Annotated in this window: 20 protein-coding genes and 2 pseudogenes; 20 read left to right on the plus strand and 2 right to left on the minus strand. The window is 37.2% G+C overall.

Annotated features, from left to right (window positions below; translation table 11 throughout):
- Positions 1-66 precede the first annotated feature (66 nt).
- The 8 genes from BFL01S_RS21250 (at position 67) to BFL01S_RS09015 (ending at position 4,116) form a co-directional block, all read left to right on the plus strand.
- Positions 67-198: a hypothetical protein gene (locus BFL01S_RS21250; RefSeq protein WP_260864974.1), complete on the plus strand. Its 132-nt coding sequence runs from the start codon at positions 67-69 to the stop codon at positions 196-198.
- Positions 199-379: 181 nt separating this feature from the next.
- A complete protein-coding gene (locus tag BFL01S_RS08985; RefSeq protein WP_061785506.1) occupies positions 380-583 on the plus strand; it encodes a DUF1657 domain-containing protein in 204 nt (67 codons plus the stop codon).
- Between the two features lie 78 nt (positions 584-661).
- Entirely contained in the window at positions 662-1,135 is a 474-nt protein-coding gene (locus BFL01S_RS08990) for a YhcN/YlaJ family sporulation lipoprotein (RefSeq protein WP_025910777.1), read from the plus strand.
- A 16-nt stretch (positions 1,136-1,151) separates the two neighbouring features.
- Positions 1,152-1,631, plus strand: a complete 480-nt coding sequence (spoVAC, locus tag BFL01S_RS08995) for a stage V sporulation protein AC (RefSeq protein WP_025910776.1) — start codon at positions 1,152-1,154, stop codon at positions 1,629-1,631.
- Positions 1,631-2,641 carry a stage V sporulation protein AD gene (gene spoVAD, locus BFL01S_RS09000; RefSeq protein ID WP_061785507.1) on the plus strand — a complete coding sequence of 337 codons (1,011 nt, stop codon included), beginning with the start codon at positions 1,631-1,633 and terminating at the stop codon, positions 2,639-2,641. The genes spoVAC and spoVAD overlap by 1 nt, the downstream gene beginning before the upstream one ends.
- Before the next feature lie 5 nt (positions 2,642-2,646).
- Positions 2,647-2,997 (plus strand): stage V sporulation protein AE, encoded by a 351-nt coding sequence (spoVAE, locus tag BFL01S_RS09005; RefSeq protein WP_025910774.1) that lies wholly within the window; start codon positions 2,647-2,649, stop codon positions 2,995-2,997.
- 12 nt (positions 2,998-3,009) lie between these two features.
- Entirely contained in the window at positions 3,010-3,216 is a 207-nt protein-coding gene (locus tag BFL01S_RS09010) for a DUF1657 domain-containing protein (RefSeq protein WP_025910773.1), read from the plus strand.
- Positions 3,217-3,255: 39 nt separating this feature from the next.
- A complete protein-coding gene (locus BFL01S_RS09015; protein ID WP_025910772.1) occupies positions 3,256-4,116 on the plus strand; it encodes a DUF421 domain-containing protein in 861 nt (286 codons plus the stop codon).
- 51 nt (positions 4,117-4,167) lie between these two features.
- Here BFL01S_RS09015 and BFL01S_RS19930 read toward each other — a convergent pair.
- Positions 4,168-4,353 (minus strand): annotated as a pseudogene (locus tag BFL01S_RS19930) (transposase); the annotation flags it as partial.
- Positions 4,354-4,694: 341 nt separating this feature from the next.
- Between BFL01S_RS19930 and BFL01S_RS09020 the strand changes: the two are divergent.
- The 3 genes and pseudogenes from BFL01S_RS09020 to BFL01S_RS19935 all read left to right on the plus strand — a co-directional run.
- Positions 4,695-6,212 carry a phospholipase D-like domain-containing protein gene (locus BFL01S_RS09020; protein ID WP_061785508.1) on the plus strand — a complete coding sequence of 506 codons (1,518 nt, stop codon included), beginning with the start codon at positions 4,695-4,697 and terminating at the stop codon, positions 6,210-6,212.
- A gap of 366 nt (positions 6,213-6,578) precedes the next feature.
- On the plus strand, positions 6,579-7,262 hold the full coding sequence (locus BFL01S_RS09025) for a DUF421 domain-containing protein (RefSeq protein ID WP_025910767.1): 684 nt from the start codon (positions 6,579-6,581) through the stop codon (positions 7,260-7,262).
- Between the two features lie 265 nt (positions 7,263-7,527).
- Positions 7,528-7,686: pseudogene (locus BFL01S_RS19935) on the plus strand (tyrosine-type recombinase/integrase); the annotation flags it as partial.
- Positions 7,687-8,028: 342 nt separating this feature from the next.
- Here the strand turns inward: BFL01S_RS19935 and BFL01S_RS09035 are convergent.
- Entirely contained in the window at positions 8,029-8,868 is an 840-nt protein-coding gene (locus tag BFL01S_RS09035) for a YitT family protein (RefSeq protein ID WP_061785509.1), read from the minus strand.
- 241 nt (positions 8,869-9,109) lie between these two features.
- Between BFL01S_RS09035 and BFL01S_RS09040 the strand changes: the two genes are divergently transcribed.
- The 9 genes from BFL01S_RS09040 to BFL01S_RS20705 all read left to right on the plus strand — a co-directional run bounded on the left by BFL01S_RS09040 (position 9,110) and on the right by BFL01S_RS20705 (position 17,189).
- A complete protein-coding gene (locus BFL01S_RS09040) occupies positions 9,110-9,460 on the plus strand; it encodes a YolD-like family protein (protein WP_035321049.1) in 351 nt (116 codons plus the stop codon).
- Between the two features lie 168 nt (positions 9,461-9,628).
- Positions 9,629-9,769 (plus strand): hypothetical protein, encoded by a 141-nt coding sequence (locus BFL01S_RS20700; protein ID WP_165932490.1) that lies wholly within the window; start codon positions 9,629-9,631, stop codon positions 9,767-9,769.
- 341 nt (positions 9,770-10,110) lie between these two features.
- Positions 10,111-10,863, plus strand: a complete 753-nt coding sequence (locus BFL01S_RS09045; RefSeq protein ID WP_025910762.1) for a DeoR/GlpR family DNA-binding transcription regulator — start codon at positions 10,111-10,113, stop codon at positions 10,861-10,863.
- A complete protein-coding gene (gene pfkB / locus BFL01S_RS09050) occupies positions 10,860-11,774 on the plus strand; it encodes a 1-phosphofructokinase (RefSeq protein ID WP_025910761.1) in 915 nt (304 codons plus the stop codon). The genes BFL01S_RS09045 and pfkB overlap by 4 nt, the downstream gene beginning before the upstream one ends.
- Before the next feature lie 12 nt (positions 11,775-11,786).
- The gene (locus tag BFL01S_RS09055) at positions 11,787-13,658 is read left to right on the plus strand and encodes a PTS fructose transporter subunit IIABC (RefSeq protein ID WP_025910760.1); all 1,872 of its coding nucleotides are present in this window, start codon (positions 11,787-11,789) and stop codon (positions 13,656-13,658) included.
- A 184-nt stretch (positions 13,659-13,842) separates the two neighbouring features.
- Complete coding sequence (locus tag BFL01S_RS09060) at positions 13,843-15,225, plus strand: aspartate kinase (RefSeq protein ID WP_025910759.1); 1,383 nt, start codon at positions 13,843-13,845, stop codon at positions 15,223-15,225.
- 75 nt (positions 15,226-15,300) lie between these two features.
- Positions 15,301-15,777, plus strand: coding sequence for a YusW family protein (locus BFL01S_RS09065; RefSeq protein WP_025910758.1), 477 nt, complete (start codon positions 15,301-15,303; stop codon positions 15,775-15,777).
- A 286-nt stretch (positions 15,778-16,063) separates the two neighbouring features.
- Positions 16,064-16,645, plus strand: a complete 582-nt coding sequence (locus BFL01S_RS09070) for a superoxide dismutase family protein (protein ID WP_025910756.1) — start codon at positions 16,064-16,066, stop codon at positions 16,643-16,645.
- Positions 16,578-17,189: an FAD-dependent oxidoreductase gene (locus BFL01S_RS20705; protein ID WP_025910755.1), complete on the plus strand. Its 612-nt coding sequence runs from the start codon at positions 16,578-16,580 to the stop codon at positions 17,187-17,189. The genes BFL01S_RS09070 and BFL01S_RS20705 overlap by 68 nt, the downstream gene beginning before the upstream one ends.
- Positions 17,190-17,486: the final 297 nt, after the last annotated feature.

Consider the following 17,486-nt stretch of genomic DNA (forward strand, 5'->3'; position numbering starts at 1 on the left):
CTTTGTTATTACATTTTCAATGTTAAATACCCATAAATAAATAGGATGATTAAGAGGGAAAAACTCTTGAAACTTTGGGATAATATCCAAAAAACGGGAAAAACATTAGTCCTTTCAGGAAATACAATCATCTTATTTTATAAAGGTAGGGGTGTAAAAGAAATTGAAGTTGAGAAGAGAAAAAATGAAAAGTTATAAGAGCTATTGCTGTCAACGAGAAATAGAAGAAATGATGGGGATATGGAAAAGGGGTTATTATCGGAAAAATGGAGCTATATGTCAAAAATAATTTAGATTTAAATTTCCCAAAAATCATTGAATAAAAAATTCTCCATAGAGCAATATAAAAGAGTAAAAAAAATTCAAGGAGGAAATTATCATGACAGTAATAAATGACGTTAAAACAGCTCTAGCAGGATTGAAAAGTGCTCAAGCAAGTTTTGAAACATTTGCTCTTAGTACAGATAATCAACAAGCTAAGCAACTTTACCAAGATGCAGCTAAGCAAACCCAATCCGTTGTAGACAGCATTGAACCACGTGTTCAACAAATCGAACAAGAAGAACCTCAATACAAGCAATAAGAATAGGATAAAAAGGTTGGTTCAATTAACCAACCTTTTTACACTTCAATTCTTGAGTAGAAACGGACAGGTGATTGTATGAAAAGAAAGATAAGAAGATTAAATCATTTTCTTTTTTTAGCCATGATTATTGTATATATATCCGGATGTACGGGGCAACAGAATCATTCGACTAATGGCAATGATGATACAACGATCGTCAAAGTACATACAAACCAACCCATTAATCAAACAGTTGCCAATCAAGCAAAAGAAAAGATCATAAAAGAGGAAGAAGTTTCGGCTGTTAAAGCAGTAAATACCGATAAAGAGCTGTTAATGGCGATAAAAGTAGATCAATTTCATCGCTTTCAATTAAAAAAAATCAAAAAGAACGTGAAAACAGACTTAGAAAAAGCTTATCCGGATTATAAAGTCTTAGTTTCAACTGATCAAAAAATCTATTGGGAGTTGGAACAATTAGAAGAAAAACTGCAAAAAGACAAGATAAAGAAAAAAACATTAAAAAGAGAATTTAACAATATTAAAAACCTTATGAAAGAAAAAGCGTGATGAAAGAGGTATACACATGTCAAATAATCAAAAGAAACAATTAACACCTGTCCAACAGGAATATCAAGATCTTGAAAAACAGAAAGAAACCAAGAGACCAGTAGTTAAAAATTGTATCAAAGCTTTTTTTACGGGTGGGATCATTTGTCTTATTGGCCAAGCCATTCAACTGTTTTATATTTATTATTTTGATTTTACAGATCAAACGGCTGGAAACCCAACAGTAGGGACCATGATTTTTATTGCTATGCTTCTAACAGGCTTCGGTGTTTACGATCGAATTGCTCAATTTGGAGGTGCCGGTTCCGCGGTTCCCGTTACCGGCTTTGGAAATGCCGTCATATCAGCATGTATTGAACATCGAACGGAAGGATTTGTCCTAGGTGTTGGTGGTAATATGTTTAAGTTAGCTGGCTCCGTCATTTTATTTGGTACCTTTTCGGCATTTGTTATTGCGGCCATTAAAACGATTCTCATACAGTGGGGTGGCTTGTAATGCTTACGGGACATCGTACATGGGTCTTTGATCAAAAACCTGTCATTATCTCCACTGGAACGGTCGGAGGTCCTTTTGAAGCAAAAGGAGCACTTGCTAATGATTTTGATTTACTTCATTCTGATTTATGGTTAAAACAGGATTCTTATGAAAAAGCGCACAAGGTTTTGGTAGAAGAAGCGAGTCAAAAAGCTATCGAAAAAGCAGGTCTTCAAAAGGAACAGGTTCAGTTTTTCCTTGGAGGAGATCTGATTAATCAAATGACGCCCACTAGTTTTGCTTGCCGAACACTTGGCACACCGTACCTTGGATTATTTGGTGCTTGTTCTACATCCATGGAAGGACTGGCTCTTGGTGCTTACTTAGTTAACACAAAAGGAGCTAACTATTTGTTAACTGGTGCTTCGAGTCACAATACCGCCGTCGAAAAACAATTTCGTTATCCGACCGAATACGGTGGACAAAAACCACCTACTGCTCAATGGACAGTGACAGGTGCTGGCGTTGCTTTGTTAAGTGATTCTGGAGAGGGACCTCGTGTGACCTCTGCAACGATTGGACGCGTGATCGATATGGGAATGACGGATCCATTTAATATGGGAGGAGCAATGGCTCCGGCGGCTGTTGATACCATTGAAGCACATCTTACTGAGCGAAATCTTGATCCATCTTATTATGATTTGATTGTAACGGGAGATCTTGGCCACATTGGACGAGAAGTCTCGCTTGATTTATTTAAAAAACATGGAACACTAATACGTGAAGAACAATATCAAGATTGTGGCCTTATGATTTATCGAGAAGGACAGCCAGTTCTATCTGGCGCTAGTGGGCCAGGATGTTCAGCAACCGTTGTATATGGTCATCTATTAAACCGAATGAAAAAAGGCGAATTTAAACGAATGTTAGTCGTAGCAACAGGTGCTTTATTATCGCCATTAAGCTTTCAGCAGGGTGAAACTATTCCTTGTATCGCTCATGCGGTATCAATTGAATATGGAGGTGAATAAGAGCTATGATTTTCTTTTGGGCTTTTGTTGTAGGAGGCTTGATCTGCGTTATTGGGCAAATTATGTTTGATGTATTTAAGCTTACACCAGCACATACCTTAAGTACATTTGTAGTGATTGGCGCTCTTCTAGATGGGTTTGGTTTATACGAACCTTTTATCGATTTTGCAGGAGCAGGAGCGACCATTCCTATTACAAGTTTCGGAAATTCTCTTGTACATGGGGCAATGGCTGAAGCCGAAAAACATGGGTTAGTAGGTGTTATTTCAGGAATGTTTGAAGTAACAAGTGCTGGAATTTCAGCCGCCATTATTTTTGGAATGATTGGCGCTATATTTTTTAAACCAAAAGGATAAGGAGGATGTAAAATGACGATTGCATCAGATGTGAAACAATGTCTTGTCAGTCTTAAAGGAGTAGAAGCTGGTTTATCCAATTTAGCATTACGAACTCAAGATGATCAATCAAAGCGGACTTTGCACGAAACGATGAATGTCATGAATGAAATCGTAACAGATTTAAAAAATCGAGTGGGAGAATTGGAGAGAGAAGAAGCCCAATATAAAGGTTTTTAAGACGAACAGCTTTTTCTAATTTTATAGGAGGTGTAAAAGATGCCAGATTGGTTAATTGTAGTTTTGCGGTCTTTATTGTTTTTAGTTGTTCTTTTTGCTATTACAAAATGGTTAGGTAAAAAACAAATAGCTGAGCTTTCCTTCTTTGAATATGTCACCGGTATGACCATCGGTAATATAGGAGCAGAAATGGCCATGGGAATTGATAAAAGCATTGCTCATGGGATACTTAGTATCGTAATCTTTGCGGTAGTACCCTTCTTAGCAGGCATCATTTCCTTGAAAAATAAACATTTTCGCGACTTTATGGAGGGGAAAGGGACGGTTTTTATCAAAGATGGAAAAATCATGGAAGATAATTTGAAAAAGGAAAAATACACAATCGATGAATTGTTAGGGTTACTTCGAAAGCAAAGTGTCTATCAGGCAGCTGATGTGGAATTTGCGGTATTAGAGCCAACCGGCGATCTCAACGTCTTGTTAAAGAAAGAAAATCGACCGTTAACCGCAAAAGATTTAGGGATAGCTGTTGCTCCAAGTAAGGAACCTCAAACAGTTATTATGGATGGTGAAATATTAGATGAACCATTATCGACAATTGGCCAAAGCAGAAGGTGGTTACACACTGAACTAGAAAAACTAGGAGTTACCATTGAAAATGTCTTTCTTGGGCAGATAGATTCTTACGGGCAATTAACTGTTGACCTTTTTGATGATAAACTTCAAGTCCCATCTCCTCAAGAAAAACCTTTATTACTTTCAACCATGAAAAAATGTCAGGCGGACTTAGAATTATTTGCGCTTGGGACAGAAGTGGAAAAAGCGAAACATATGTATAGCCAAAACAGTCAAAAGTTACAAGAAGCCATTGATAAAGTGACCCCTCTTTTAAGAGGTTAAATAAGGTTATGACGGGTTTCAAGCTATAAAGTCAGAAGTAACAATTTAGCAGTTGGCGGTTTCAACTAAGTAATATCGCAAGTAGTAGTTACCGTTACGTGATAGGGACGTGTCTTCGGCAGTAAAGCGCCCGGACTGATGCTTTCGCCAGTATAGACCTGCGTATTTCGCTACTTTAGTTTCATCATCAAACCGGTCTATTTGGCCAATTTCAGCTATGATACCCGCAGCGAATACGGAACATGGGTTACTACAACCGATAGAGCTCTTACCGGATATCCCGTAATTAGTGGTACCTTGCCTTCTGTTGGAGTCTTTTTAACATTGAATATACTTAGTCAGCTACAGCAGAATAATGTAAGATTTTAGGTTTAAATGAAATAAATGTAAAATGAACCTCCCTTTTTGTTTTTCGATACATCTTCAACATTAAATTTGCTATGACAAAACAAACTAATTACAAAATTATTTGAGGTGTCTCATGAGAAAAGCTCAATCTAAACAATTCCTCGTATTCCAAACGTATACTTGCTACATAGTTTGTACATATTAAGGGAAAAACTAAGGAGGAATTTTAGTTGGAGTGGATTTTTTTTCTATACCTGTTAAATACGTTCTTTATCTTATTCATAGCAATTTGGGAAGTTCGTCGGCCAGCCAAAGCTTTGAATTGGATAGTAATCGTCCTTGTTTTGCCTGTCATTGGTTTCTTACTATATCTTAGCATATCAAATCCCAAGCTTATTCATCGTAAAAGATTGACCTCTTTTCATAATGAGTCTGATAAGTTACCTGATACATGTAGTGATTCAGCATCGATAATCGCCGATGCTTTAAGGTATTTTACTGTAGGCGGGCTTCGAGTCGGCAAAGTCCAAGTACTAAACAATGGAATAGCAAAATATGAACAACTTATCGAATCCCTACAAAAAGCCCAAAAAACCATTGATCTGGAATATTTCATCTATCGGAACGACCAAATTGGTAATCGCATCACAGAACTGCTGATTGAAAAAGCAGTAAATGGAGTGCGGGTTCGTTTTATTAGAGATGGTTGGGGGAGTAAAAAATTCCCGCGTCAAAAAATTCTTCAGATGGTGGAAGCAGGGATAGAATGTCGGACAATATTTCCTTTACGCTTTCCCTGGATTTTGTCCAATTGGAATTATCGGGATCATTGTAAGATTGTCACGATTGACAGAAAGGAATCCTTTACTGGCGGTATGAATGTTGGGTATGAATATACAGGATTAAAGTCAGACGTAGGATTTTGGAGGGACACTCATTTGAAAATTATAGGGGAAGCAACAGGCGACTTGCAGACTATCTTCGACGTTCATTGGAATATCGCTGTACCAGAACGGATAAAGTCAAAAACAAAATCTGAGGCAACGAAAAAGGCCACTAAAATCCCAAAATATAAATCAAAGGAAATCAATCCAACCGGCAGCATAGATCTTTCAAGATGGTCTGCCGAATTAGGATCTGAGTTATGGCCTATAGAAGGTAAAACAGACAATACTCAAACAAAGACAGGAGAATTGCAAAAAGCATACATCCATACGTTGGAAGGAAACCCTGGAATTCCTACACCAGTTATTCGTCAAGCTTACTTTATATGTATAACACAAGCGACCAAAACCATTGATATAACAACGCCCTACTTTATACCAGAAACAGATATTATTATGGCATTAAAGACAGCTGTGGCTCGTGGTGTACGGGTAAGATTACTTGTTCCTCGCCAGATTGATCAAAAAATCGTGGGCTTTGCAAGTCGTACCTATTACGGGGAACTTATAGAAGCTGGGGTCCAAATCTACCAGTACGATAAAGGAATGTTACATGCGAAACTGATGATCATTGATGAGGAAATTGCAGAATTAGGCTCAGCAAACTATGATATGAGAAGTTTTCGCCTGAATTATGAAGTGTGTCAAGTCGTGTACAGTGCTGATGTGGCAGGGGAACTCACAGAGCAGTTCGAGAGGGATCTTACTGATTCTGTACCATTAAGAATTGAAGACTTGCTGCAACGATCCCTGACCGATCGCATTGTTGAACAGGGTTCTCGCCTGCTTTCTCCATTATTATAAGATGATGTATCCTGTTTTTATTGTTCTATCTTAAATCTATATTTTAAAAATTTCATTGTTTTTAAAATATTTCTGATTCATTTGAAAAAAGTCGAAAACCCGTGTTAGAAGAACTTTCAACATGGGTTTTTTTCTTATTTACGATGGAATTTTATTACTGAAAAATAGAAATACTAAAAAAGGCAGCTCAAAGAGTTTGAATTCAAAAATAGCTGTTAGCTTTTAATTTAAATATAGGGGTGATATCAATAGATAATATATTTGAAAATCTTAAGAAAATACGTTTATTAGAAGATAAGCTGTATCATTTTTATCTAAACCTCAAGATCTTACAACTAAGTAAAATTTAAATTGGAGGAAAAAACTTTGGAAGAAGTTAATATTGGTTTCCTGACGATCAAAGTCATCGTTGGTTTTGCCACTTTATTTTTTATCATTATCATAACAGGCAGAACATCCATCTATCAGTTAACCCCGTTTCACTTAATTTTTGTGTTAGTACTTGGAGATTTTTTAGGAAATACCATTTATGAAGATAAGGTAGGGATTTTTCATTTTTTATATACCATCGGATTGTGGACATTTCTTATGTTGGGAATAGAGTTTATGACTCTAAAAAATAAATCGACACGTTCTCTCTTATTAGGCAATCCTAACATCATTATTCGAGATGGTGTTATGGACAAAAAGTTACTTACAAAGAACAAATTAGATGTAAATCAAGTATTGAGTATACTCCGTCAAAATAATGTCTTTTCAGTTCGCGAAGTCAAATACGGTATATTGGAAGCTAATGGGCAAATAAGTTTATTATTAAAATCTAAGTATCAAAAACCAGACAAGCAAGATCTCAATCTTCCAGAAAGTCAAGTAGACCTCCCAACATCGTTAATTATAGATGGGGAAATTTTATGGGATAATTTACATGAACTCGGATTTGATCAACAGTGGTTAGATAACCAATTAACTACCAATGGATATGATAATGTAAAGCGTATACTTTACGCAGATTGGCGAGAGAGTGAAGGCATACATGTAAGTCCTAAATAAAATTTGTTAGAATAGGAGTACATCAATTTTCTTGGTGAATATAATGTGGATTTAAAAAAAGATGAACCAGAGAATCCGTTTTATGAATTTATCTGATAGGGTGATTGTTACTCTTTGGTTTTCCACAATCGGGCGCTTTTCTAGAGTAAGGATTGCGCTCTTTTCGCTCTAAGTGTTCATTACAAAAAAACAGCTAATATCTTGACCGGATATTAGCTGGTTTTTGTCACCAATCAAAAGGTTCTAGTGCAAAGATTGCATTTATTTTAAAAGCCATCAATTTCGCCATACATATGCTGTCAAAATGTTAAACGGTGGTGCAGATGTTTTAACAGTACAAGAGTTATTGGCTCATGCTTCTCCAGAAATGACACTAAGATATGCAAAACTATTAGATGATACCAAAAGAAAAGCCTTTGAGTCAAAGGGCTTTTATTTAGTTTGTTGTCAACTTTTGAAAAAATTTGTTTAAGCCATATAAAACTGCTCCTATGAAACTTCCTAAAGCAATTGATCCAATAATCATTAAACTAATTTCCTTAATTGTAACTGGTGTCATAAATTGAGTGGATGAAAATAATAAAACGATAACAATTGGTATTAAAATATCAATGCTGGTATTTTTCAATTTTTATTCTTTACACCAGGAACATTACTCATTACTGTTTTAGGGAGCTTTGCTTTCTTTTTCGTCAGTGGCTTAACTTATTTTAAACATAAAGCTATCTAAATGGTGAAAAAACCCTTCTATTATATAATAGAAGGGTTAGCCTGCTTTCGGTAAAGTAAAACCGAGACCAAATACATCTCGCACATCATGCACTACAACAAACGCTTGATCGTCCACTTTATGAATAATTCGCTTTAGCTCTAAAAGCTCTTGCTTGTTAATTACAATATAGAGTACTTGTTTGGCTTCTTTTGTATAGCTGCCGTGCGCTGTAAAAACCGTTACGCCACGCTCCATCTTATTATTAACTTGTTCAGCCACTTCGTTTGAACGAGTTGAAATAATCGTTACGGCTTTGCGAGGGTTTAATCCTTCAATAATATAATCAAGTACCTTTGTACCAATGTAGAGTGCGATAACGGTGTACATCGTTTTTTCGCCTCCAATTACAAAATAGGCACTTCCTACAACGACTAAATCAATCGCAAGCATGGTTCTGCTAATATTCCAATCAAAGTATTCATTAGTCATTCGAGCAATAACCGCAGATCCACCTGAGGTCCCCCCGCCTCTAAACACGAGGCCAAGACCGATTCCAACGAATAGACCAGCGAAGATGGCGCCTAAAAGCGTATCGTCTAGCGGTGCTCCTGCTTCTTCAGTTAGATGTAAAAAAACCGAAGTAGCCACAATAGAAAGGACCGTATAGACAATGACGCGTCTATGTAAAAACTTATATCCAACCAAAACGAGCAGGCCGTTAATAATAAAGTTTGTTATACTTGGAGACCACTGGAACAGGTAGTATGTAATCATAGTAACCCCCGTTACGCCACCTTCTGCAAGCTCGTTTGGAATAGCAAAATAGTTGATACCAAGCGCAAAAATTAAGCTACCAAGTAAAATTAGTATAATTTCTTTTATTCGTTTTACCATCATATACATCTTCTTTCTAGTGTGTTAATTTTCATTCTGGCGAAACTATCTCCATGAAAATGTATTATATCAAGGAGACTACTGGAATGAAAGACTAGTTTTTAAAAACGAGAGGTAAATTTTTTGACACGCTGAACTTCATATGGAAAAATGAAAAAGTTATGCAATGAATAAAGCATTTTATGATAAATAAAAATAATTTCTGCCTTACAAAAAGAACGTATGTTCGTTAATGTGGATAATGAAAGGGGAGAGGGAGTTGTATCAAGAAGAACTAAAAAAATATGCCAAGCTTTTGATGCCCGAACATGTGGAGCAGATGAAAGAAATTTATCGTTCTCATCTAAAATTAGAGACACCACCAGCACGAATGCAAGGTAGAGAAAAGATTAGTCAAATCCTTCATACAGCGTGCGAACAACATCGACTAGTTAATCTACATGTTTATGAAGGAGGTAGCGTTCGAAAGTATGATCGAGTCACGATTGATTGTATTGATCAGCAATCAAACCGCCTTTTAGCAACGGGTCCTTATTATACATATTCTATTCGGGAAAGCTTTGTTGTTAACGCAATGCTGTGCATGGATTAAGCTGCTTCAATTTTGAAGTAGCTTTTATTGTATTCATTGGCTTTGTATCTTTTTTGTGGAGTCTGCATATACTGATAAAAAAGCTCGCGGCAGCACGAGGTAGTATTGAGACGAGGTAGTATTGAGTGTAAAGTGTGCCGTAGCTATATAAAAAAGAAGGGGAAAGATATGCAAAATGAAAAAAGTCAAGTGAGAGAAATTGAGTTAACGCAGTTCATCAAAAGAAGGCTCGTTCGCTTTGCATCTAGTTTAGCTATTTCATCGGCGTTAGCATCCATTTTATACATGCTGTTGTTTCTATTTAAATAACGAACTTCCCAATGGTTGTCCAAAAAAATGGACAACTTTTTGGTGTGGGCAAATTTAAGTGAACAAGCTTTATTTGTTATAAAACAATCATAAACGTTCAATGATGACAGGTTGAACAATTAATATGACCGCATTATAACATTTGGTTATAACGTTTGATTTTAGTGTAAATGTGTTGAAACCTACATATTAGAGCGCTTCCGTTAACCGTAAGTTTTTATTAAAAAAAATAAAAAAAGTGAATGAAACTGATTTTTTATGATTGATTTTGAAAGATTTGCGTGTTAAAGTAAAATCATGAAAGATAAATGAAAACGCTTTTTTGGAAAAGGAGTCACGTTATGCTAACACCTGAAAGGCATCAGCTAATGTTAAAGCTTTTAAAAGAAAAAGAGCTTGTTAAAGTGCAAGAGTTTATTGAAGTGACGGGTGCCTCTGAGTCCACAATACGTCGTGACTTAAGTCAGTTGGAAGAAGAACAGCTACTTAAACGTGTTCACGGTGGTGCTTCACTAATTCAGAAAAAGCGAATTGAACTAAGCGTTATAGAAAAAGCTGATAAAAATGTAGAAGACAAACAAAGAATTGCTGAATACGCAGCTTCTCTTATCCATGAAGGCGATTGCATCTTTTTAGATGCAGGAACGACAACGTATGAAATGATTCCATTTTTAAAACAAAAAGATGTAGTTGTTGTGACAAATGGGCTTATGCATTTAAATTTAATGCTTAAAGAAGGTATTACCCTTTATTTAACAGGTGGTGCTCTTAAGCATAAGACAGGTGCTTTAATTGGAAATGGTGCGCTCTTAAGTTTAGAGCAGTATCGCTTTGATAAATGCTTCATGGGAGCAAACGGAATTCATCATCAATACGGATACACCACACCGGATCCTGAGGAAGCCCTTATTAAACAAACAGCGATGAAGCTATCTCATGAGTCTTATATCCTGGCAGACTCAACAAAATTTTTTGAAACCAGCTTTGCAAAAATAGCAGACCTACATGCAGCAACTGTTATTACAAATGAGCTACCGCAAGAAGTGCTTATACAATATGCAAACAAAACAGACATAAAGGTTGTGAAATTATGATCTATACATGTACGTTAAACCCTTCAGTTGATTACATTGTACATGTAACAGACTTTAAAGAAGGCGAATTAAACAGAACAACAAGCGAAGTAAAGTTTCCGGGTGGAAAAGGAATTAACGTATCTCGCGTGTTGAAACGATTGGGCGTCGAAAACAAAGCGCTTGGTTTTATCGGTGGGTTTACTGGAACATATATTGAAGATTACTTGAAAACGGAAGAAATCAAAACCGCTTTTACAAGAGTTAATGAAGATACTCGCATTAATGTAAAACTAAAAACAAAAGCTGAAACAGAAGTAAATGGACAAGGGCCTACTATTTCGGAAGAAGCTCTTCAGCAGCTTTTACAGCAAATCTCTCAGATGAAAGAGCATGATGTGCTTGTGTTAGCAGGCAGTATTCCGAAAACGCTTCCAAAAGATATTTATGAAACGATTACGCAACAAGCTACTGCTAAAGGTGTGAAAGTTGTCGTAGATGCAAGTGGGAAAACACTTCTAGATGTAGTGAAGCATAATCCATTTTTTATTAAGCCAAATCATCACGAGCTTGGCGAATTATTTAATGTTGAGGTAAGCGGTGTAGAAGATGCAATTCAATACGGTCAAAAACTAGTCGAAATGGGAGCAAAAAACGTAGGAGTTTCCATGGCTGGGGACGGGGCACTGTTGATTACAAAAGATGCAGTGTACCGAGCAACTGCACCAAAAGGGAATGTTAAAAACTCAGTTGGAGCAGGCGATTCACTAGTAGCGGGTTTTCTAGCTGCTTACACAAAAGAAAATGACTTACTTGAGGCATTCCGTACAGGAGTGGCATCGGGTAGTGCTACAGCTTTCTCGCTTGAACTATGTGAAAAAAGCTATGTAGAAGAATTATTAGAACAAGTTTCAATTACAAAGATAAAGTAGGGGGAGCCGAGAATGAGAATTACAGAGCTATTGAAAAAAGACACAATCATTCTTGATCTACAAAGTTCATCAAAATCAGATGTTATTGATGAGTTAGTTGGCAAATTGGATGAAGCAGGTCGTTTAAACGATCGTGAAGGATATAAGCAAGCAATTTTAAACCGTGAATCACAAAGCACAACGGGAATTGGTGAAGGGATTGCCATTCCACATGCAAAGACAAGCTCGGTAAAGATGCCAGCAATTGCATTTGGGCGTTCAAAAGAAGGGCTTGACTATGAATCGCTTGATGGTCAGCCGGCACACTTATTCTTTATGATTGCGGCAAGTGAAGGAGCAAATAATGCTCACTTAGAAACGCTATCACGCTTATCAACGTTATTAATGGATATAGATTTTCGTCAGTCATTATTAAATGCTGCGTCAATTGATGAAGTTATCCAGTTAATTGATGATAAAGAAACAGAGAATGAACAGCCAGAAGAAGTTGATACAAAGTCGGACGATGAGCTAGTTTTAGCAGTTACGGCGTGCCCAACAGGTATCGCTCATACTTATATGGCAGCAGATAGTTTAAAAGCAAAAGCAAAAGAAATGAACGTTACGATTAAAGTTGAAACAAACGGTTCAAGTGGTATTAAGAACGCATTAACAGCTGAAGAAATCGAAAAAGCAACAGCAATTATCGTAGCGGCTGACAAACAGGTTGAAATGGCTCGCTTTGCTGGTAAAAAGGTCATACAAGTACCAGTAGCACAAGGGATTCGTAAACCAGAAGAGTTAATTAATCGAGCGCTTAAAGGAGATGCACCTGTTTATAGCGGTGACGGTGGTAAATCTGAGAGTGGTTCTTCTGGAAGTTCAGAACGTAAAGGGTTTTATAAACACTTAATGAGCGGTGTATCTGCAATGCTTCCATTCGTAGTAGGAGGCGGGATTTTAATTGCCATCTCATTCATGTTTGGTATTGATGCAGTCAAACCCGATGATCCAACCTATAATGCGTTTGCAGCAGCATTAAATACAATTGGTGGCGGTAACGCATTTGGTTTAATGATTCCAGTATTAGCTGGTTTCATCGCGATGAGTATTGCCGATCGTCCAGGTTTAGCACCAGGTATGGTCGGAGGTTTAATGGCTTCTACTGGTCAAGCAGGTTTCTTAGGTGGGCTAATCGCAGGTTTCTTAGCAGGTTATATCATACTTGGATTGAAAAAATTGTTCAGTCGTTTACCACAGGCATTAGATGGTATTAAGCCAGTTCTTTTGTACCCATTATTCGGGATATTCATTACCGGAATGATTATGCTTTATGTCATTATCGATCCAGTTAAAGCAATCAATGATGGATTAACACAGTGGTTGAGTGGGTTTGAAACAGGTAACTTAGTATTATTAGGAATTATTTTAGCAGGTATGATGGCCGTTGATATGGGTGGCCCAATCAACAAAGCAGCATTTACGTTTGGTATTGCAATGATTGATGCAGGAAACTTTGGTCCACACGCTGCAATTATGGCTGGTGGTATGGTACCTCCATTAGGCTTAGCGTTAGCAACAACAATCTTCAAAAATAGATTTACACAGCAAGAACGTGAAGCAGGAAAAACATGTTACGCGCTGGGAGCTTCATTTATTACAGAAGGAGCTATTCCATTCGCAGCAGCAGATCCAGGTCGCGTAATTCCAGCAGCGGTTATTGGTGCAGCAGTAGCAGGTGCCTTAACAATGGTATTTGGTATTGGTTTACCAGCTCCTCACGGTGGTATTTTCGTAATTGGTGTAGTAGAGGGTAACCCATTCTTATACGCACTAGCTATCATTATCGGTGCAGTTGTAACAGCTCTACTTGTTGGAGTATTGAAAAAGAAAAAAGTAGTTTAAAAGTTAAAACCTCCTGTAAAAAGCAGGAGGTTTGTATTTATATTATAGACATTTGTTCTTTTTGGAAGTACAATAGATTTAATATTCGAAGAATTGTTAGAAAAATTAGACAGAAAGCTTTTTTGTCAGACAGATTATGTTACAATAGTTGAATATTAAAAACAGGTAAGGAAGTGTCTCAAACATGAAGGTTTCGAAATTCGGCGGGAGTTCAGTTGCAAGCGCAGCGAAATTTAAACAAGTTGCACAAATCATTCAAGCAGACAAAGAGAGAAAAATGATTGTTGTATCTGCACCAGGAAAGCGATATGCTGATGACACAAAAATGACAGACTTATTAATTGCGTTGGCTGGGAAAATTCAGCTAGGTGAAGATTACGTAGAAGAGTTTGGCAAAGTCATTGATCGTTATCGAGAAATTGTGACTGAGTTAGAAATGTCTGAAGAGATTATCACGGAAATCATTGATAACATTGACTCATTAATTTCTTTACATAAAAATGACCCATTCCGCTTATTAGATTGTTTGAAAGCAAGTGGTGAAGATAATAATGCAAGATTAATGGCTGCATATCTACAGCATTTAGGAGAAGAAGCTTCGTATGTAAATCCTAAAGAAGCGGGTATTTTTGTATCAGATGAGCCAGGTCGAGCAAGAATTTTAGAGCTTTCTTATGAAGAGTTACCAAAGTTGAAAGAGCGTGAAGGCATTTTAGTTATCCCGGGCTTCTTTGGTTACTCTGAACAAGGCAATATTGTGACGTTTTCAAGAGGTGGTTCTGATATTACAGGTTCTATTGTTGCTGCTGGTGTTAAAGCAGACTTATATGAAAACTTCACAGATGTAGATGCAATTTATAGCGTAGATCCAAGACTTGTTGAAAAACCTTGTGAAATGAAAGAAGTGACGTACCGAGAAATGCGCGAATTGTCTTATGCAGGCTTTTCTGTTTTCCATGACGAAGCGCTTGAACCTGTCTTTAAATCCGGGATTCCGGTATGCGTCAAGAATACAAACAATCCCAAGGCAAAGGGAACATTTATTGTCTCTAAGCGAAAAGTTGGCGAACAACCTGTCGTAGGCATTGCAGGTGATAAAGGCTTCTGCAATATTCATGTCGATAAATATTTGTTAAATCGTGAAATCGGATTTGGCAGACGGCTTCTGCAAATTTTAGAAGATGAAGGGATTTCATACGAGCATACGCCGTCCGGAATCGATAACATTTCAGTCGTTATGCGTGAACATCAGCTAACGCCGGAAGTAGAAGAGCGGGTACTTGATCGTATTCAAACAGAGTTGGAAGTAGATAACATTTCAATTGAACGAAATTTAGCGCTAGTAATGGTAGTAGGAGAAGGAATGAACAGTTCTGTTGGAATTGCGGCTAAGGCTACAGAAGCATTTGCCAAAGCAGGCGTGAATTTAGAAATGATTAACCAAGGCTCTTCAGAAGTAAGCATGATGTTTGGAGTAAAGGCTGATGCACTTGAAAAAGCAGTACAGGCATTGTACAACACTTATTTTAATAAAATGTACAGCATTTCATATTCAAGCGTAAAGTAATTTACTAGTATGCGTATAATAAACGTCTCCGTTGGGTATACGAATAGTAGTCGTATATTTAAGGAGGCGTTTTTTATGTTGAAAAAAGTATCTGTTCTTTCTGTATCGTTCGCTGCTCTATTAGGTTTAGCTGCATGTAATAATGATGAAGTGGAATCTCCACCACCAGAAGCTCCGGTTGAAGACAACGTAGAGCAACAATCAACAAACAGCGAAAATGATCAAAATAGGGCGTTTAACTTCTCGAAGTTCGATTTGGATGTAGAGTATGAAGGTTTAAACAATGACTATGAAGTAGAATACGAAAATGAAAAAGATGATATGGAAGCAAAAATTGACGATGAAGCAAATGATAAGCATTTAAAAGGCAATGAGGCTTTTGAAGAGCTATCATCTAAGTTTGAAAAATTAACGTTTGACCAGAATACACCTGAAAAAGATGTTGTCAAAGAAGTAGTAAAAGTATTTAATTTAAATAGTGATTATGAATCATTTGAATTAGAAGTGCGCTTTGCTGATGGAACTGAAAAAAAATACATTATTAACAAATAGAAAAAAGATGCTGAGACATAAATATCTCAGTTAGTGATCTATCCGAACGATTGAGAGTTAACTCTCAATCGTTCGGATTTTTTGTTGGTTCAGAAAACAATTTAAAAAAAGAGTGGGGCGCAATGGAACGAACTTGTTCCTACAACCCAACCATTATAAAAAAGTAATGGTTCTTCTTTGATTTGAAAAGGAATTATTTCGTCCTGTCCCGCGCTCTTTTTTTGACGTCTAAAAACCTATGAAATGTGAAAGGATGATGATATGAAAGCTAAAGGAGGAATTAATAATGAAAACAATCTTAATGAAATGCTGTGTCAGCGCAGTTTTCTTACTGTTAGCTGCCTGTGGGTTAGGACAAGGTCAACAACATTCCCAGGATGAGTACCAACCAGCTACAGAAGTAAATAAGGAATCAGTTGCGCCATTAACGGTAGAATTAATGGATACAAAAGGGGCAAAAGTAGGGAAAGCAACCTTTACAGAAGAGAAAAATGGAGTTCGTATTAAAGTCGAAGCAGAAGGGCTAATTCCAGGTAGACATGGTTTTCATATTCACGAAATTGGTAAATGTGAAGTTCCAGATTTCAAAACCGCAGGTGGACACTTTAATCCCTATGATCGTAAGCATGGATTTAAAAACCCGAAAGGTCCTCACGGTGGTGATCTTCCTAATTTAGAAGCAGATAAGCGCGGGAAAATTAACGCAGAGACTTTCGCTTCACTTGTAACGCTAGCGGAAGGAAAGCCTAATTCATTACTAGATGTTGACGGTTCATCCCTCGTTATTCATGCAGGGCCAGATGATTATGAAACGGACCCTGCAGGGAACTCTGGCGACCGCGTTATTTGCGGCGTCATTACGAAATAAAACGTTAAAAAGTAAAAGTCGCGAAGGAGCGTTTTATGTAAAGGGAGGACTGTATCAAGTTGCAGAAAGACTTCAGACGTACATTGAAAATCATGGAGGAAAAGCAATAAAAGGAAGAGAAGCAGTACGAATAGAAAGAAAGGACAATCGGTGGATTATCCATGACCATCGTGATAATTCCTATGATGCTTTTCATGTTGTGTGCAATGTGCCGGTTCAAAACTTAGGCACAATACTAGATGAAGACGTATATATGAAGCTAACCCCAAAGCTGAGAGCAAAAGCGAAATTACCGCAGTGGGGTACATATACGATGTATTTGGCTGTCAAAGAAGAAGATTTACCGAATAATCTTTCTTTATTTCAGCAAATTCTTCTATCAGAGCAAGGAGATATGACAGAAGCTGAACACATTTTTGTTTCCATCTCCCATCCAAATGATGAAAAGCGTGCACCAAAAGGCTATCGAACGATTACAGCTTCAACTCATATTGAGCTAAACAAGTGGCAAACAAAAGAAGCTTACGATGCTAAAAAACAGTGATGGAAACAAAAATGATTGAAGGAATAAAAACAGTCATTCCACATATTGAATCTGCCATTCATCAAATTTCAGGTGGACCGGTGGCGTAGGAACGTTTCACATCCAGAGCTCAAGGGGGCGTAGGAGGATTTCCTCAAACGTTAGAGAATGCTCTGTTTAACAGTCTTTCCCATCGCTCGGGTGTTAAGGGCATGGCTCTGTGGAGATACGATTTTCCCTGGTGCAGGAACGATCGGAGCATCTGTAAGCGGGTATCATGTATTTCAAAGCATCACTGAACATAAATATACTATATAA

Source organism: Priestia flexa NBRC 15715, from assembly GCF_001591565.1.
Taxonomy (GTDB): domain Bacteria; phylum Bacillota; class Bacilli; order Bacillales; family Bacillaceae_H; genus Priestia; species Priestia flexa.

What these genes read in the sequence shown, in the direction of transcription:
- BFL01S_RS08985 (WP_061785506.1), top strand. Translation starts at nt 380, where the DNA reads ATGACAGTAATAAATGACGTTAAAACAGCTCTAGCAGGATTGAAAAGT.
- BFL01S_RS08990 (WP_025910777.1), top strand. Translation starts at nt 662, where the DNA reads ATGAAAAGAAAGATAAGAAGATTAAATCATTTTCTTTTTTTAGCCATG.
- spoVAC (WP_025910776.1), top strand. Translation starts at nt 1,152, where the DNA reads ATGTCAAATAATCAAAAGAAACAATTAACACCTGTCCAACAGGAATAT.
- spoVAD (WP_061785507.1), top strand. Translation starts at nt 1,631, where the DNA reads ATGCTTACGGGACATCGTACATGGGTCTTTGATCAAAAACCTGTCATT.
- spoVAE (WP_025910774.1), top strand. Translation starts at nt 2,647, where the DNA reads ATGATTTTCTTTTGGGCTTTTGTTGTAGGAGGCTTGATCTGCGTTATT.
- BFL01S_RS09010 (WP_025910773.1), top strand. Translation starts at nt 3,010, where the DNA reads ATGACGATTGCATCAGATGTGAAACAATGTCTTGTCAGTCTTAAAGGA.
- BFL01S_RS09015 (WP_025910772.1), top strand. Translation starts at nt 3,256, where the DNA reads ATGCCAGATTGGTTAATTGTAGTTTTGCGGTCTTTATTGTTTTTAGTT.
- BFL01S_RS09035 (WP_061785509.1), bottom strand. Translation starts at nt 8,868, where the DNA reads ATGGTAAAACGAATAAAAGAAATTATACTAATTTTACTTGGTAGCTTA.
- BFL01S_RS09040 (WP_035321049.1), top strand. Translation starts at nt 9,110, where the DNA reads ATGAAAGGGGAGAGGGAGTTGTATCAAGAAGAACTAAAAAAATATGCC.
- BFL01S_RS20700 (WP_165932490.1), top strand. Translation starts at nt 9,629, where the DNA reads ATGCAAAATGAAAAAAGTCAAGTGAGAGAAATTGAGTTAACGCAGTTC.
- BFL01S_RS09045 (WP_025910762.1), top strand. Translation starts at nt 10,111, where the DNA reads ATGCTAACACCTGAAAGGCATCAGCTAATGTTAAAGCTTTTAAAAGAA.
- pfkB (WP_025910761.1), top strand. Translation starts at nt 10,860, where the DNA reads ATGATCTATACATGTACGTTAAACCCTTCAGTTGATTACATTGTACAT.
- BFL01S_RS09055 (WP_025910760.1), top strand. Translation starts at nt 11,787, where the DNA reads ATGAGAATTACAGAGCTATTGAAAAAAGACACAATCATTCTTGATCTA.
- BFL01S_RS09060 (WP_025910759.1), top strand. Translation starts at nt 13,843, where the DNA reads ATGAAGGTTTCGAAATTCGGCGGGAGTTCAGTTGCAAGCGCAGCGAAA.
- BFL01S_RS09065 (WP_025910758.1), top strand. Translation starts at nt 15,301, where the DNA reads ATGTTGAAAAAAGTATCTGTTCTTTCTGTATCGTTCGCTGCTCTATTA.
- BFL01S_RS09070 (WP_025910756.1), top strand. Translation starts at nt 16,064, where the DNA reads ATGAAAACAATCTTAATGAAATGCTGTGTCAGCGCAGTTTTCTTACTG.
- BFL01S_RS20705 (WP_025910755.1), top strand. Translation starts at nt 16,578, where the DNA reads ATGATTATGAAACGGACCCTGCAGGGAACTCTGGCGACCGCGTTATTT.